Annotated in this window: 13 protein-coding genes; 4 read left to right on the top strand and 9 right to left on the bottom strand. The window is 76.1% G+C overall.

All coding sequences use genetic code 11. The features are described from left to right. Positions 1-16: 16 nt before the first annotated feature. The 7 genes from ACQEVU_RS23420 to ACQEVU_RS23390 all read right to left on the bottom strand — a co-directional run bounded on the left by ACQEVU_RS23420 (position 17) and on the right by ACQEVU_RS23390 (position 7,261). The gene (locus tag ACQEVU_RS23420; protein ID WP_433326927.1) at positions 17-433 is read right to left on the bottom strand and encodes a GPW/gp25 family protein; all 417 of its coding nucleotides are present in this window, start codon (positions 431-433) and stop codon (positions 17-19) included. Further along, complete coding sequence (locus tag ACQEVU_RS23415) at positions 430-768, bottom strand: hypothetical protein (protein WP_433326925.1); 339 nt, start codon at positions 766-768, stop codon at positions 430-432. The genes ACQEVU_RS23420 and ACQEVU_RS23415 overlap by 4 nt, the downstream gene beginning before the upstream one ends. Further along, a complete protein-coding gene (locus tag ACQEVU_RS23410; RefSeq protein ID WP_433326923.1) occupies positions 765-2,258 on the bottom strand; it encodes a phage baseplate assembly protein V in 1,494 nt (497 codons plus the stop codon). Before ACQEVU_RS23410 ends, ACQEVU_RS23415 begins: the two co-directional genes overlap by 4 nt. Beyond that, positions 2,255-2,983, bottom strand: coding sequence for a hypothetical protein (locus tag ACQEVU_RS23405; RefSeq protein ID WP_433326921.1), 729 nt, complete (start codon positions 2,981-2,983; stop codon positions 2,255-2,257). Before ACQEVU_RS23405 ends, ACQEVU_RS23410 begins: the two co-directional genes overlap by 4 nt. A gap of 1,905 nt (positions 2,984-4,888) precedes the next feature. Continuing rightward, positions 4,889-5,368 carry a phage tail protein gene (locus tag ACQEVU_RS23400; protein WP_433326919.1) on the bottom strand — a complete coding sequence of 160 codons (480 nt, stop codon included), beginning with the start codon at positions 5,366-5,368 and terminating at the stop codon, positions 4,889-4,891. 14 nt (positions 5,369-5,382) lie between these two features. Further along, positions 5,383-6,591, bottom strand: a complete 1,209-nt coding sequence (locus ACQEVU_RS23395; RefSeq protein ID WP_433326917.1) for a phage tail sheath family protein — start codon at positions 6,589-6,591, stop codon at positions 5,383-5,385. 1 nt (position 6,592) lies between these two features. Continuing rightward, positions 6,593-7,261, bottom strand: a complete 669-nt coding sequence (locus ACQEVU_RS23390) for a carboxypeptidase-like regulatory domain-containing protein (RefSeq protein ID WP_433326915.1) — start codon at positions 7,259-7,261, stop codon at positions 6,593-6,595. Positions 7,262-7,384: 123 nt separating this feature from the next. On the opposite strand from ACQEVU_RS23390, the gene ACQEVU_RS23385 reads away from it, so the two are divergent. Further along, positions 7,385-8,473: an alanine racemase gene (locus tag ACQEVU_RS23385; protein ID WP_433326913.1), complete on the top strand. Its 1,089-nt coding sequence runs from the start codon at positions 7,385-7,387 to the stop codon at positions 8,471-8,473. Between the two features lie 168 nt (positions 8,474-8,641). Next, positions 8,642-11,374, top strand: a complete 2,733-nt coding sequence (locus tag ACQEVU_RS23380) for a BTAD domain-containing putative transcriptional regulator (protein ID WP_433326911.1) — start codon at positions 8,642-8,644, stop codon at positions 11,372-11,374. A 7-nt stretch (positions 11,375-11,381) separates the two neighbouring features. On the opposite strand, the gene ACQEVU_RS23375 is transcribed toward ACQEVU_RS23380, so the two are convergent. Next, on the bottom strand, positions 11,382-11,771 hold the full coding sequence (locus ACQEVU_RS23375) for a PPOX class F420-dependent oxidoreductase (protein ID WP_433326909.1): 390 nt from the start codon (positions 11,769-11,771) through the stop codon (positions 11,382-11,384). 10 nt (positions 11,772-11,781) lie between these two features. Beyond that, on the bottom strand, positions 11,782-12,180 hold the full coding sequence (locus tag ACQEVU_RS23370) for a pilus assembly protein CpaE (RefSeq protein ID WP_433326907.1): 399 nt from the start codon (positions 12,178-12,180) through the stop codon (positions 11,782-11,784). Between the two features lie 33 nt (positions 12,181-12,213). Here ACQEVU_RS23370 and ACQEVU_RS23365 point away from each other — a divergent pair, with 33 nt between their 5' ends. Continuing rightward, a complete protein-coding gene (locus tag ACQEVU_RS23365; protein WP_433326905.1) occupies positions 12,214-12,381 on the top strand; it encodes a hypothetical protein in 168 nt (55 codons plus the stop codon). A 235-nt stretch (positions 12,382-12,616) separates the two neighbouring features. Continuing rightward, a complete protein-coding gene (locus ACQEVU_RS23360; protein WP_433326903.1) occupies positions 12,617-14,749 on the top strand; it encodes an Hsp70 family protein in 2,133 nt (710 codons plus the stop codon). Positions 14,750-14,792: the final 43 nt, after the last annotated feature.

Genomic DNA, 14,792 nt, shown 5'->3' with positions numbered 1-14,792 from the left:
ACGGGGCTCCCGGGTTCTAGGGCTTCGGTGTGCCGAGGTCCAGCGGCAGGTCGATGACGTCGAGCGTCGCGGTGGCCCGCACCCGGTAGCGCAGCCGGATGTTGAGCCGGGTCGGGACGTCGGGGTCGGCGGCGGCGTCGAGCTCGACGACGTCGGCGCGCGGCTCCCACCGCTGCACGGCCTGGCGCACGTAGTGCACGGCGAGGCCGGCCGTGGTGTGGTCGTTGGGGGCGAACAGCAGGCGGTTGAGGTGGCAGCCGTACTCGGGGCGCATCAGCCGCTCGCCGGGCGTCGTGGACAACAGCAACAGCAGCGCCTGCCGTACGGCGGCATCTCCGTCCACCATGGACAGCGCCCCGGCGGAGGTGAGGACCGGGCCGGTGCCCGCGCCGTAGCCGGCCGAGCCGGCGCCGGCGAAACGGATCGCTCTCATGCGTCCACCGCCACGAACGTCTGCCCCGGCTCGCGCACCGTGTAGTGCACGGTGCCCGGGACGGTGCCGTCGGTGAGACCGTCCAGGTTGGACATCACGACGGCCTGGCCGCCGATGCGCACCCACGAGCTGTAGCCGGAGATCACCGCCAGGGTGGTGGTGCAGGGCTTCATCGTCGGGCCGATGTTCGGGCAGGCGACGATCCCGCGCCGCTCCGGATCGCTGTCGACGAGCACGTCGCCGCCGCCGATGCGGACCCAGTGCTGCGACGCCACGTTCTGCACGCGGCCGTCGTGGCCGCAGCGCACGGTGGCGTCCTTCGTCACGACCTTCATGCGATGCCTCCCGGCAGTCCTAGTGGCGAATGGTCGAAGTCCACCGACGCGGCCCGGACGGTGATGCCCTTGCCGGGCGCCTCGAGCAGCAGGTCGGTCTCGGCGTGCAGGCGCAGCAGGTCCGGGGTCAGCTCGACGTAGGACCCGGCCGCGTTCTGCAGCCGCAGCGAGCGCCGGTCGTCGTCGACGACCACGCTCTGCCCGCCCGACGTGCGCATCGACCAGCGGCGCACGCTCTTGCCGGCCACGCCGGCCCCGTCGGGCGCCTTGGTGGCGCCGTAGAGCCCGCCGAGCACCACGGCGTCGCCGGTCGCCTCGTGCGGCAGCGCGACGAGCACGGGGTCGCCGACGTCGGGCAGTACCACCAGGCCGCGCCCGGCGCCGGCCCCCGGCACCAGCACGGCGAGCCAGCCGAGGTCGAGCCCGCCGTGCGCGCCGAGCGCGACCCGCACCCGGCCGCAGCCGTCCGGGTCGTCGACGGCGGTGACCGCGCCCAGGCTCAGCGTCGTCGCCGGGTTGGGCAGGCGCCGGGTGGGCGGCCGGGTCGAGATCGTCGCGAGGTACCCGTCGGCGTCGACGGTCGTGACCACCTCGCTCAGCACGTACGTCCCGTCGAGCGCCCGCGCGACGTTGTCGGCCCGCACCCGGCGGCCCGGCCGCAGCCCGGCGTCGCCGGCCACGACCGCGTCGAGCACGACGGTCCGCGCCGCGCTCGCGTCCAGCGCCCCCTGCGCCACCGCCAGCAGCTCGTCGTCGCTGCCGGCCGTCTCGTCGACGAGCGTCAGCGAGGCCTGGATCTCCGGCTTCAGCGCGATGTCCCTGCTGCTGCGCGGCTGTTCCACCGCCGCGGTGAGCACGTCGGCCGTCCGGGGCCGCCACGCCAGCGCCGCGCATGTCGCGGCGGCGCGCTCCAGGCTCGCGCTGACCTCGACGCGGTGCAGATTGCGGCCGTACCGCAGGACAACCGGCGGCCCGTACCCCTCCAGCGTCAGCACCCGCAGGTCGTCGCCGTCGAGCGCGACATAGAGCCCGACCCGTTCCAGCGTCTCGGTCAGCAGCTCCAGGTCGCGCTGCCGGTGCTGTACGACCCGCTCGAACCGCGGCCCGCGCGCCTCGGCCCTGACCGTCAGGCCTTCACACACGATCCCGGCGAGGTCGGCGGCGTCGACCCGCTCGAGGCAGCGCAGCGTCTGCCGCTTGCGAAGCCGGTGCAGCCGGTCGTACGCGATGACCCGCGTGACGGTCTCCCCGTCGCCCCCGCGCACCAGGTCCACGCCGGTGACCTCGCCCGCGAACAGGACCCCGTCCTCCTCGGCGACCCGGATCGCCAGCGGCGCCCCGAGCAGCTCGAGCGCCCGCCCGTCGGGATCGTCGAGCGTCAGCTCACACTGCGCCGGCATCGACAGCCGCGCCGCGACCCGGACCGCGATGGCCCGGCACGTGCCGGCCAGCGGCGCGCCGCCGGCGGTGATCTCGACCGCGGGCATCATGACGGGCCCCCGGCGGACGGCACGGCCATGACGCTGCCGGCCGGCACGTCGAGCGGGTTGTCCACGCCGTTGTGCGCGGCGAGGTCCCGCCAGTGCATCGGGCTGCCGAGCGCCTCGGCGGCGAGCAGGTCGATGCGCACCCCGCTGGTGCCCTGCCCGTCGGTCCCCCCGCCGACGGCCTGGACGGCCGCGGGCCGCTCGGCGTCGGGCTTGGCGACCGCGGTCTGCGCCAGCTCCTCGTCGAAGGACCGCGCGGCCCCGTCCTCGGGCTCGTCGACGCGCAGCAGCTTGAGCCGCATCCACGACCGCCCGGGCGCGCCGGTGGCGTTGAACGCGTCGAACCGCTCGGCGATGGCCGACACCACGCCCGGCACGTTCCAGGACTTGCCCCAGACGAGCCGCACGAGCGGCGGCCGTACGGCCCCGCGCTCCTGCGCCGAGTTCTCGGCGAGGTTCCACAGCCGCGCGGTCAGCTGCCGGACGTCCTGCGGCGCGTTGCCGGACTCGACGAGCTCGACGTCGAACACCATGTCGAGCAGCAGCTCGGTCCGCCCGCCACCGGTGAAGCGCACCGGGTCGTCGGCGCGCCCGCGCCCGACGAGGCGCTCCCCACCGGCCGCGAAGGCCCGGATCCCGGCGAGCCGTTTGACCTCGAACGTCTCCGGGTTGAGCAGGCAGTCGATCCGCTCACCGGTGTCATCGACGATGAACGCTACGCGTTCCATGGCAGCCCTCGCTGTTCCTCATCCAGGTATGTCGCGCGTTCCCGGCGGCTGGGCCCTACGACGAACGTCCACTGTGGTGTGTCGTCCGGCAGGGTGGGCCATCCGGCGTTCACGGCGTCCGCGGGGATGCCGCGTCCGCCGCCGGTCGCCGCGTCCGCGGGGAATCTCCTTGCCCCGCCGGTCGTCGCGTCCGCGGGGAATCCCCTCCCGCCACCGGTCGCCGCGTCCGCGGGGAATCCCCTGCCGCCGCCGGTCGTCGCGTCCGCGGGGAATCCCCTCCCGCCACCGGTCGCCGCGTCCGGGACGGCCCCCCGCCGCCCGGCCGCGTGCGGATCCGGCCCACCGGCCGCATCTGCGTCGCCCCATCCCGACGCGCGACCCGCCCGCCCGGCCGCGTGCGGATCCGGCCCACCGACCGCATCTGCGTCGCCCCATCCGGACGCGCGACCCGCCCACCTGGCCGCGTGCAGATCCGGCCCGCCAGCCGCAGCTGCGTCGCCCCATCCCGACGCGCGACCCGCCCGTCCGTCCGCCGTTGCGTCATCCGGGGGGAATTCCCACCCGGTCCACGCGTCGCGCAGCTCGGGTCCGAACCCTCCGGCCCCGACCATGACCGCCCGCCGCCCGTGCTCGTCGCCGGCTTGTCCTGCGGCCGCCCCCCTCGAAGCGGCCGCAGGTCCCCACGTTGAGCGTCGACTCGATCGCCCACCGTCACCGGCGGCCGGTGTTGCCCCCACGGCGTCGGCGGACGGAGGTACGATCGATGTCGCCGGTACGCTTCCCGCTCTTGCCGCCGGCTCCGTCTGGTCAGCCCACGCCGCCAACCTGCCGGCGGCGCTCGGTTCTTCCTCTTGCGGCCCGTCTTCCGTCACTGTCGCGTCGTCGCCCGCCTGGTTCCGGGACTCGACCGACGGCCTCGTTGCCGTCGTCGTTCCCGGGCCCACTGCCGGCGTCGCCGCCGACTCGAACTCCGATCCACGCGTGCGCTCCGACGTCGTCGCGGCGTGCGGGTCCGGCCACGTTGCCGGCACTCGCTGGCCGGACGCCGTCGTTCCTAGCGGCGCGACAACTGAATCCGCCGTGGTGGTCTCGCCAGCCGTCCCGGTCGCGCCCACAACCCCGGCCTTGGCCCCGGCCCCGGCCCCGGTCTCGGTCGGCCCCGCAGCCCCGGTCCCGCCCGTGGCGGCTGTGCCGGCCGAGCCCACGGACCCGGTCGCGCCCGTGGCCGCTGTGCCGGTCGAGCCCACGGACCCGGTCGCGCCCGTGGCCGCAGTCTCGGTCTCGGTCGAGCCCACGGTTCCGGTCACGGCCGTGGCTGTGGTCTCGGTCCCGCCTGTGGCCGCGGTCGAAGCCGCTGCCGCCTGGTTCGAGCCCGGCGTCGCCGTCGAGGTCTCGGGGGCGCTCGGGTCCGCGTGCGGATGCGGTGGTGCCGGCTCCGACGCCGGTCGGGGTGTCGGGGCGACGCCGCCGATCCTGTCGCCGGTCAGCAGCTGGGGCGCCCGCTCGCGGATCGCCGCCAGCCAGTGCTCCGGGGCGGACCGCGGGTCGGCCGGTGCGCCCAGCGGCCTTGCGACTGTCGCCGGGTCGTCCGCGCCCCGTGCGACCGTCGCTGAGTCGTCCGCGCCCTGTGCGACCGTCAGCGGGTCGTCCCCGCCCCGGGCGGCCGTCGTCAGGCCGTCCGCGCCCTGGACGGCCGTCGTCAGCTCGTCCGCGCCCTGGGCGGCCGTCGTCGGGTCGTCCGCGCCCCGGGCGGCCGTCGAAGCGTCCGCGGCCGGCTCGAGGTCCGTCGTCGCGCTCGGGGCGGCCGTCTCCGGAGCCTCGGGCTCGGCGGGGGCGGCCGGGGCCGGCGGCGACGCCGGGCCCCGGGAGCGCGATGACATCGATCGGCGCAGCGCGGACAGGGCGCTACGCAGCGGGCCCACCGCCGGCCTCTCGTTGCAGGCCCTCGTGGGCCAGAGACAGCGTCTCGATGGCGAGTTCGCGGGTCATGGCGTCGAGGGGGGTGCCGTACCACTCCTGGGGCCACGCGTTGAGCAGGTTCCAGCGCAGGACCTCCGTGGAGCCCGCGGAGTCCAGCAGGACGATGGAGGCGTTGCGGCGGCTCACGCGGCCCTCGACCGCGGACATCAGCCAGTCCCACAGCTCCGTGGAGTTGGTCAGGCCGAACTTCAGCGTGACCGGCGGGTAGGTGACGCGGCTGGGGATGGCGCGGACGATGCTGTTGTTGCCGGCCTCGCGGTAGGAGATCCGCTCGACCTTGACGCCCAGGCCGGTGACCTCCGTGAAGTGGCCCTCGGTGACGTTGTTGATGAGCAGCTTGAAGTTGTAGGCGCGGTACGGATCGACCCAATTGCCGGGCTGGGCCGCCGGGGTGGGACTGGTCATCGCGAGGAACTCCCTTACTGGGCTTCGGTGCCGACGGAGGACTGGCTGAGCTTGAAGACGACGAACTCGGCCGGCTTGACCGGCGCCACGCCGATGAGGGCGACGACCTGGCCGGCGTCGCGGACCTCCGGCGGGTTGGTCTCGGCGTCGCACTTGACGAAGAAGGCCTGCTGCGGGGTGCTGCCCATGAGGGCGCCGTCGCGCCAGACCCGGGTCAGGAACGCGCCGATGTCGCGGCGGATGGAGCGCCACAGCTGCTCGTCGTTCGGCTCGAAGACGATCCAGCGGGTGCCGTCGCCGATCGACTCCTTGAGCATGCTGAACAGGCGGCGCACGTTCAGGTAGCGCCACTCCGACGCCTCCGCGGCGAGCGTGCGGGCGCCCCAGATGCGGATGCCCTCGGCCGGGAAGTACCGGATGCAGTTGACGCCGGCCGGGTTCAGCAGCTCCTGCTCGGCGCGCGTGACGCGGTAGGCGAGGTCGACGGCGCCGCGGACCGGCTCGTTGGCGGGGGCCTTGTGCACGCCGCGCACGGTGTCGGTGCGGGCCCACACGCCGGCGACGTGGCCGCTCGGCGGGGTCGAGACGACCTCGCCGCTCAGCGGGTCGCGCACGACCAGCCACGGCAGGTAGAAGGTGCCATAGTCGGACTGGCGGGGGCGCAGGCCGCCGTCGTTGGTGTTCGGCGGGGGCGGGGCCTGGTCGTCGGCCTTGGGCTTGGCCTTCGGCGGGGTGGCCGAGGCGACCCGGGTGAGGCGCTCGACGTCGGTGATCTCCTCCGGCGGGTCGAGGATCGCGACCCGGTCGCCCATCAGCTCGCAGTGCTTGAGCAGGTCCTCGTGCGACAGCGGGTCGCTGTAGCCGGGGGCGGCGACGATCGCGACCTCGTCGATCGCCTCGAGCAGGGCCAGGCCGCTGCGGGTGCGGCCGCTGCCGCCGATCGGCTCGCCCTGCGCGACGTTCACGACGTAGCAGCGGCCGCCGCCGTTGTCGAAGAAGCCGTAGACGGCGCGGGACAGCGGCGTGCTCGCGGCCCGCTCGTCGGCGGCGAAGATGCGCAGGAACTCCGACCACGAACCGATCGCGACGGCCTCGTTGCGGCGGGCGTCGGGCACCGGTGCGGTACCGACGAAACCGGCCGTGCTCGTGCCGACCGCGCCGATGGGGCGGGCGCCGCCGCTGACCTCTTCGACGTAGACGCCCGGGGATGCGTAGTGTGGCATGTCAGTCCTCTCTGAACTCGCAGCGGATCACCGCGGGCCGCGGGTCGTCCGCCGGGACCTGGTGGTGGAACTGGCGGCCGCGGCCGGTCAGCCGCAGCGTGATCGGCCGGTCGGCGGGCAGCCCGGGCAGCGTGAACCGCCCGGCGCCGTCGGTGTGGGCCGCGGCGAGGCCGTCGCCGGTCTCGACGCGCAGGCCCGGGACGGGCACGTCGCCGGGGCCGAGGACCACGCCGGCGACCGCCCGCATCGGCGCCGTGTCCAGCCGCAGCGGCGCGGTGACCCGCGGGGCGGGCGGCCGGGGCCGGTCGAGGCGGGCGACGACGTCGACGTAGAAGGCGGGCCGCGGCGCGACGTGCACCGCGGACCAGATCTGCTCGGGCACCGGCTCGAACACCGGCTGGTACGGGCCGCCGATGCTCGCCTCCAGGAGCCGGTCGAGCGGCTCGAGGTCGTCGGGGCGCCCGGCGCACAGCAGGTACCGCAGCCGCAGCCGCACCGGGTTGGCGCCGGTGCCGGGCCGCAGCTCCTGCTCGGGCAGCAGGGCCAGCAGCCAGCAGTACGCCGGAGCGGGCGACTCCGCCGCCGGCGGCCCGGCCACGGCCGTGAGGCCCGCCCCGGCCGCCCAGCGCAGCAGCGCCCCGGTCGTGGCCGAGATGACTCCCTCAGGCATCGCCGCTCCCTCCGTCCGCTCGGTGCATCAGCGGTCAGAAAGACGGCGGGTTGCTCAGGGTGATACGGAACCGCCTGTCAGCAACACGACGGTGTTGAACCGCTCCCCCGATAGGGTGGCGCCGTGGAACTGCCGGACGGGACGAGCACCCCGGCGCTCGTGGTCGACGTCGACGTGCTCGATCGCAACATCGAACGGATGGCGGCGGCCGCCCGGGCCGGCGGGTTCGCCCTGCGGCCGCACGCCAAGGCCCACAAATGCGCCGAGATCGCGGCCCGGCAGCGCGCGGCCGGGGCATCGGGGCTGTCGGTGGCGACGCTGAGCGAGGCCGAGGCGTTCGCCCGGCCGGGCGTCGATGATCTCTTCATCGCGTACCCGCTGTGGCTCGACGCGCCGAAGGCCCGCCGGTTCGGCCGGCTCGCCGGCGCGGCGCGGCTGCGGGTCGGGGTGGACTCCGCCGAGGCCGCCCGCCGGCTCGGCGACGCCCTGCGCGGCACGGCCCGCCCGGTCGAGGCGCTGATCGAGGTCGACTGCGGGTGCGGGCGGACCGGCGTCGCCCCGCCCGAGGCCGGCGCCCTGGCCGAGGCGGCGGCCGGCGCCGGTCTCGCGGTCGCGGGCGTGTTCACGTTCCCCGGCCACGGCTATGCGCACGATCCGGGTGCGCGCGCCCGGGCGGCCCGCGACGAGGAGCGGGCCCTGGCGGAGGCCGCCGCGGCCCTGGAAGCCCGCGGGTTCGAGGCCCGCGTGCGCAGCGGCGGGTCGACGCCGACGGCCGGCGAGTGGCGGCCCGGCGCGGTGAACGAGCTGCGGCCCGGCGTGTACGTGTTCAACGACGCCATCCAGCTCGGCATCGGCACCTGTGCGCCGGAGGACCTCGCCCTGGCCGCCGCGGCGACGGTGGTCAGCCGGCCCGCGCCCGGCCGGTTCGTCCTCGACGCCGGCAGCAAGGTCCTCGGCGCCGACCGCTCGCCCTGGGTGGACGGCCACGGCTACCTGCCGGCGTATCCCCGGGCGACGGTGACCGGGCTGTGGGAGCACCACGCGGTCGTCCAGCTGCCCGCCGGCGAACCCGCGCCGGCCCTCGGTGCGGTCGTCACCGTGGTGCCCAACCACTGCTGCAACGCGGTGAACCTCGCCGACGAACTGCTCGTGGCGCAGCGCGGCGCGGTGGTGGACCGCTGGCGGGTGTCGGCCCGCGGCACCAACACCTGACAGCGCGACCGTGAACGTGGCCGGCGCGGCGGGCAGCACGTACTGCGGCAGCACGCCCGGCCCGCAGGCGGCGGTGCCGGGGCCGTGGTGGGCCGCGCCGTGAAGTCGATGCGCGGCCGGGCCGGTTCACGCTGGTGGGCGCGGTCGCGGCGGCGATAGTTTGAGCGGATGCAGGTCAGGCTCCTCGGCCCCGTCGACGCCGAGGTGGACGGCGCCGTCCGCGAGATCTCCGGGCTGCGGCGCAAGGCGGTCCTCGCCGCGCTCGCGGTCGCCCACGGCGAGATCGTGAGCACCGACCGGCTCATCGAGGCGGTCTGGGGCGACGACCCGCCGGCGACCGCCCTCAACACCCTGCAGCGGCACGTCTCCTACCTGCGCCAGGTCCTCGGCGACCGGGACGCGATCCGGGCCCGCCCGCCCGGGTACGTGCTGGACCTCGGCCCGGCCGACCCGACCGACGCGGCCCGGGCGGAGCGGCTCATCGCGCAGGCCGACCGGGCCGGCGCTCCGGCCGAGCGGGCCGGCCTGCTGCAGGCGGCCCTGGCGCTGTGGCGGGGCCGGGCCCTGGAGGACGTGGCCGGCCTGGCCGGGCTGGACGCCGAGGCCGAGCGGCTGGACAACCTGTGGGTCGCCGCGCGGACCGCGCTGGTCGACGCGCGGCTCCTGCTCGGCGAGCACGCGCAGGTGCTGCCGGACCTCGAGCGGCTGGCCCGCGACCACCCGCTCGACGAGCGCGTCCACGGGCAGCTGATGCTCGCGCTGTACCGCGGCGGCCGCCCCTCCGACGCCCTGGCCGCCTACCGGCGGCTGCGCAGCGCCCTGGCCGCCGACCTCGGGCTCGACCCGGGCCAGCCGCTGCGCGACCTCGAGGCGGCGATCCTGCGCCAGGACCCGTCGCTGGACCAGGCCGGCCCGGGCCGCGCCGTGCCCGCGCAGCTGCCGCTCGCCGTGCGCGGCTTCACCGGCCGGGCGGCCGAGCTGGCGCGGCTCGACGCCCTGCTCGACCCGGGCGCCGTCGTCGTCTGCGCGGTGACCGGCCCGCCCGGTGTGGGCAAGACGAGCCTGGCCGTGCACTGGGCGCACGGCGCGGCGCGGCATTTCCCCGGCGGGCAGCTGTACGCCAACCTGCGCGACCAGGAGCCGGCCGACGCCCTGCGCGGCTTCCTCGGCGCGCTCGGCGTCGCCGCCGACGCGCTGCCGGCCGGGACCGACGCGCTGGCCACGCTGTACCGCAGCACGGTCGCCGGCCGCCGGCTCCTCGTCATCCTCGACAACGCCCGCGACGCCGAGCAGGTCCGGCCGCTGCTGCCCGGCGCCCCCGGCTGCCTGGTCCTGGTGACCGCCCGCCGGCAGCTCACCCCACTCGTCGCGGCCGAGGGCGCGCACGCGCTGGCCCTGGACCTGCTCTCCGCCGGCGAGGCCCGCGACCTGCTCGCCCGCCGCCTCGGCGCCGAACGGGTGGCCGCCGAGCCCGGCGCCGCCGACGAGATCATCGCCCGCTGCGCCCGGCTGCCCCTGGCCCTGGCCATCGCCGCCGCGCACGCCGCGATCCGCCCCGGCGCCCCGCTGTCGACGCAGGCCGCGCAGCTGCGCGACGCCGCCGGCGGCCTCGCCGCGCTCGACGGCGGCGACCCGGCCACCGACGTGCGCACGGTGTTCTCGTGGTCGTACCGCGCCCTCGACGACGCCGCCGCCCGGCTGTTCCGGCTGCTCGGCCTGCACCCCGGCCCGGACTTCACCGCGCCCGGCGCCGCCAGCCTGGCCGGCCTGCCGCTGCCGCGGGCGCGGGCGCTGCTGGCCACCCTCGTGGAGGCCAATCTCCTCACCGAGCACGCCCCCGGCCGGTTCGGCTTCCACGACCTGTTGCGCCGCTACGCCGCCGAGCGCGCCCAGGCCACCGACGCCGAGCCGGAGCGGCGCGCGGCGCTGCACCGCGTCCTCGACCACCACCTGCACGCCGCGCACACCGCCGCGATGCTCATCGACCCGGCCCGGCAGTCGGTCGGCCCGGCCCCGCCGCTGGACGGCGTCACCGTGCCCCGGCTCGACGGGCCCGAGCGGGCCCTGGACTGGTTCGCGGCCAACCACCGGGTGCTGACCTCGGCGGTACGCCGGGCCGCCGACGACGGCTTCGACGCCCACGCCTGGCGGCTGGCGTGGACGCTGACGACGTACTTCGACTGGCAGGGCCGCTTCGACGACCTCATCGCCACCCAGGAGGCCGCGCTGGACGCCCTGCGCCGCCTCGACGAGCTCCCGGGCAGTGCCCATGCCCACGTGCACCGCGACACCGGCCGGACCCTCGCCCGGCTGGGCCGCTACGAGGAGGCCGAGGCCCACCTGCGCCGGGCCCTCGAGCTGTACGAGCGCCTGGGCGACCAGGCCGGGATGGGCCGCGTCCACCACAGCGTCGGCTGGATGCTGCAGCAGCAGGGCCGCCACCGCGAGGCGCTCGCCCAGGCCGAGCACGCCGTCGCCCGCTTCCGCGCCGCCGGCGACCGGCTGTGGCAGGCCCGCGCCCTCGGCGCGGCCGGCTGGCTGCACGCCCAGCTCGGCGACCACGCCCACAGCCTCGAGCTGTGCCGGCAGGCCCTGGCGCTGCAGGAGGAGGCCGGCGACCGCCACGCCATGGCCGGCACCTGGGACAGCATCGCCTTCGCCCACCACCGCCTCGGCGACCTCGACGCCGCCCGGCACGCCTACGAGCAGGCGATCCGCCTCTTCGACTCGCTCGGCGACCGCGCCTCCACGGCCGAGGTCCTCGTCCACCTGGGCGACACCCGCCTCGCCGCCGGCGACCGGCAGGCCGCCCGCGCCGACTGGCAGCGCGCCCTGGACCTGCTCGACACGCCGGGCCACCCGGCGGCGGCCGAGGCCCGCGAGCGCCTGGCCCGCCCGTGACCGCCGGTCAGCGCCCGGTGATCCGGTCGGCCTCGATCGTGAGCAGCAGCCGCACCTGGTCCCGCCCGCCGAACCACGGGTACGGGCCGCCGAGGTAGCGGTGGGCGAGCTTCTCGATGTGCTCGGCCGCGCCGTCCTCGGTCACCGAGATCACCCGACCGCGGACCTGGAAGTAGCGGCGCGGCTCGGCGCTGTCGCCGATCGCGACGGCGACGCGCGGGTCACGCTCGATGTTGCGCACCTTCTGGTGGCCGCGGACGGTGTTGATGAGGACGTGCTCGCCGTCGGTGTCGGCCCACGTCTGGGTGATCTGCGGCGAGCCGTCGGGCATGAGCGTGGTCAGGTAGCAGAGGCTGGGCAGTTCCAGGAGCTGGAGCAGGCCTTCGGGAAGATCCACACCGCGCAGGCTACTCCCGTTCCTTGAGCCGCCGCAGCAGGGCCAGCGCGTACGCGTCCTCGGGCCCCGCCCCGAACGTGTCGGCCTGCCCGTCGACCGTGACCCGCCACCCGTCGCCGGCCCGCTCGAGCCGCCGGAACCCGCCGCCGAGCAGGTCGCGCAGCTGGTCCTCGCGCGGCAGCCAGATCGCCTCGTCGCGCTCCACGTCGTCCAGCGCCCACTCGGTGGTCCCGTTGAACCCGATCACGGTGCTGCCGAACGGCAGCTCGTGCACCTGGGCGATCATGTCGCTGAGCACGAACGTCTGGTCGTCGAGGCCCCGGTCGGGGATGGCGAACCGGTCCCCCGGCCGCGGCCGCCAGTCCAGCCCCGCGTCCCGCAGCTCGCCCGCCAGCTCGATACTGATCACCCTCCAATGGTGCCCGACGCTGGGGTCGTTGCCATGATCGTGCTGACCGGCGCCGCGGGTGGCGTCGCCTCCCTGCTCGACCTCGAGGGCCCGGTCCGCCGCACCGACCGGCGCGCCACGACCCCGGACATCGTCCCCGGCGACCGGTCGAGCTGCGCTTCGAGGTCCGCGGGCCGATGCGGGACCTTGACGATCCGGTAGGCCGTCCCGTCGGTGAGCCGGCGCTGGACGACCGGGGAGTGCTCGCCCTCGATAAGCTCCTCATCGGAACGGCCCGATAGGACGCGGCCTGCTCGGCGAGCAGCCCCGCCAGCCGGTTCCCGTCATCCATCCGTCAATATTTGGGAGCCCTGGCCGAGCCGCAACACGTTGATGGGCTCCTATAGCATCGCGAGCCGCGGGGCCAACGTCTCCTAAACGCAGAGCGAGGGTCGGGATGCTGCTCGGCATCGACTTCGGCACCACGCACACCGCCGCCGTCCTGTTCGATCCGGAGGGTGCGGGCGCGCCCGTGCCGCTGCTGTTCGACGCGTCGCCGCTGTTGCTCTCGGGGGTGCATCTCACGGCCGACGGGCAGTTGCTCACGGGGCGGGACACGGCCCGCAACGCGCTGTCGGACCCGGGGCGCAGCGAGCCCAACCCCAAGCTTCGCGTCGATGAGGGCACGGTGCTGCTCGGGGACGCCGAGGTGCAGGTGCACGCGCTCATCGCGGCCGTGCTCGGGCGGGTGCACGACGAGGCGGTACGCCATGCCGGCGCCCCGGTCGGGCGGACCGTGCTCACCCATCCGGCCTCGTGGGCGACCCATCGGCGCGATGTGCTGCTGCGGGCCGCCGAGGCCGCCGGGCTGCCCGGCGTGACGCTGGTGCCGGAGCCGGTCGCGGCGGCCGCGTTCCATGCCCGCGCCTCCGGGCGGCCGTTGCCGGCCGGGGCGACGATCGCGGTGTACGACCTCGGGGGTGGCACCTTCGACGTCTCCGTGCTGCGGCGCACCGACGCCGGGTGGGCGATCGTGGCCACCGCGGGGCTCGACGACGTGGGCGGGATCGATCTCGACGCGGCGCTGGCCGAGCACATCGGGCGGACCGCGGGTGCGGGGGACGCGCGGAAGTGGCGGCGGCTCGTCGAGCCCGTCGACGCGGCCGGGCGGCGGGTGCTGCGCGGGTTCCGCGACGACGTGCGCGGGGCCAAGGAGCAGCTGTCGCGGACCACGTCGGCGACGGTGCGGGTGCCGCTGCTGGAGGTGGAGGCGTACCTGTCGCGGGAGGAGTTCGAGGCGGTGGCCGCGCCGCCGCTGACCCGGACGGCCGATCTCGTCGGCGCGGCGCTGCGGCAGGCCGGCGTCGACCCGCGGGGGCTCACGGCGCTGTACCTCGTCGGCGGGTCCAGCCGCATCCCGCTCGTGGCGACGATGCTGCACCAGCGGTTCGGGGTGGCGCCGACGCTGGTCGACGAGCCGCAGCTGGTGGTCGCGGCCGGCAGCGTCGCCGCGGCCGGCACGCCGGTGATCGCGCCGCCGGCCGCCACGTTCGCGGCTCCCCCGCCGCCCCCGCCGGCCCCGCCGGGCGGCCCCGCCGCACCCGTCGCACCGGCCGCCTCCGTCCCGCCGGGGCAGGCGCCGCCGCCGCGCCGCAGGAGCGTGCCGGGCGCCGCGATCCTGGTGGCGGCGCTGGTCGCGGGCCTGCTCATCTGGCACCCCTGGACGGCGTCGCGCGGCAGCGACGACCCGACCCAGGGCGACGGCGCACGGGCGACCGCCACCGGCAACCCCGCCGCAGTGGCCGGGCCCGGCGGCAAGCGCACGTTCCACGTGGACAAGGACGCCTGGTTCGCCGGGTTCCAGCTGCACATCAAGGACGCCGTCTACGACCCGGCGGACGCCGACTCCGCGCTCGTGGTCAGCGTGCGGGCCACCAACCTCGCCCACAGCGACGAGGGCGTCGACACCGCCGTGCCGTTCTCGGTGCGGTTCGGCAGCGGGCCGTACAACGGCCGCTACCTCGGCTCGTCGCTGACCGCGCCGGCGGGCTCGTACATCGACGCCACCGTCGCCTTCCGCATCACCGAGAAGGTCGACCCGGCGACCGGCGTCGTCGTGCTGGGCGCCAACTCCCAGCGCCTGGCCAAGGTGCCCTTCACGGGCGCCGAAGGGCTCGTGGCGCTGCAGCCGCAGCCGGTGCTGAGCCCGGCGCAGGCGGAGATGCACCAGCTGAAGTTCACCAACGTGCAGTGCACGGCGGGCGCCGCCATCCCGGAGCGGTTCCGGCAGGTGAGCGACGGTGAGCGGTCGGTGCACTGCACCTACGACGCGGAGTACACCGGCACCGAGATCGGCATCGAGGCCGGGCACGACGCCTTCCGCCTGGTCCGCCCGGACAACACCGAGGTGGCGCCGACCGACTCCAAGGTCGCGAGCCTCAGCGGCGGCGACTCGCTGCGCGGCCTGTACGTCACGTTCGTCCTCGCCGCCGGCGCGAGCGGCGCGTTCAAGCTGCGGATGCGCTACCGCGGCTCGTACACCCGCGTGACCGACCAGCGCGACGTGCCCTTGACGGTGCAGCCGGACTGACGGCCGCCCTCATACCGCGGCATACCCGCAGGGTCGCGCACCG

Source organism: Dactylosporangium sp. CA-139066, assembly GCF_050936175.1.
In the GTDB taxonomy this organism is placed as follows: Bacteria; Actinomycetota; Actinomycetes; order Mycobacteriales; family Micromonosporaceae; genus Dactylosporangium.
Note: the sequence above shows the minus strand (reverse complement) of the source record. Positions and strands in the feature narration are given on the sequence as shown.

Coding starts and splice junctions, on each gene's coding strand:
- ACQEVU_RS23420 (WP_433326927.1), bottom strand. CDS start 433: ATGAGAGCGATCCGTTTCGCCGGCGCCGGCTCGGCCGGCTACGGCGCG.
- ACQEVU_RS23415 (WP_433326925.1), bottom strand. CDS start 768: ATGAAGGTCGTGACGAAGGACGCCACCGTGCGCTGCGGCCACGACGGC.
- ACQEVU_RS23410 (WP_433326923.1), bottom strand. CDS start 2,258: ATGATGCCCGCGGTCGAGATCACCGCCGGCGGCGCGCCGCTGGCCGGC.
- ACQEVU_RS23405 (WP_433326921.1), bottom strand. CDS start 2,983: ATGGAACGCGTAGCGTTCATCGTCGATGACACCGGTGAGCGGATCGAC.
- ACQEVU_RS23400 (WP_433326919.1), bottom strand. CDS start 5,368: ATGACCAGTCCCACCCCGGCGGCCCAGCCCGGCAATTGGGTCGATCCG.
- ACQEVU_RS23395 (WP_433326917.1), bottom strand. CDS start 6,591: ATGCCACACTACGCATCCCCGGGCGTCTACGTCGAAGAGGTCAGCGGC.
- ACQEVU_RS23390 (WP_433326915.1), bottom strand. CDS start 7,261: ATGCCTGAGGGAGTCATCTCGGCCACGACCGGGGCGCTGCTGCGCTGG.
- ACQEVU_RS23380 (WP_433326911.1), top strand. CDS start 8,642: ATGCAGGTCAGGCTCCTCGGCCCCGTCGACGCCGAGGTGGACGGCGCC.
- ACQEVU_RS23365 (WP_433326905.1), top strand. CDS start 12,214: ATGATCGTGCTGACCGGCGCCGCGGGTGGCGTCGCCTCCCTGCTCGAC.
- ACQEVU_RS23360 (WP_433326903.1), top strand. CDS start 12,617: ATGCTGCTCGGCATCGACTTCGGCACCACGCACACCGCCGCCGTCCTG.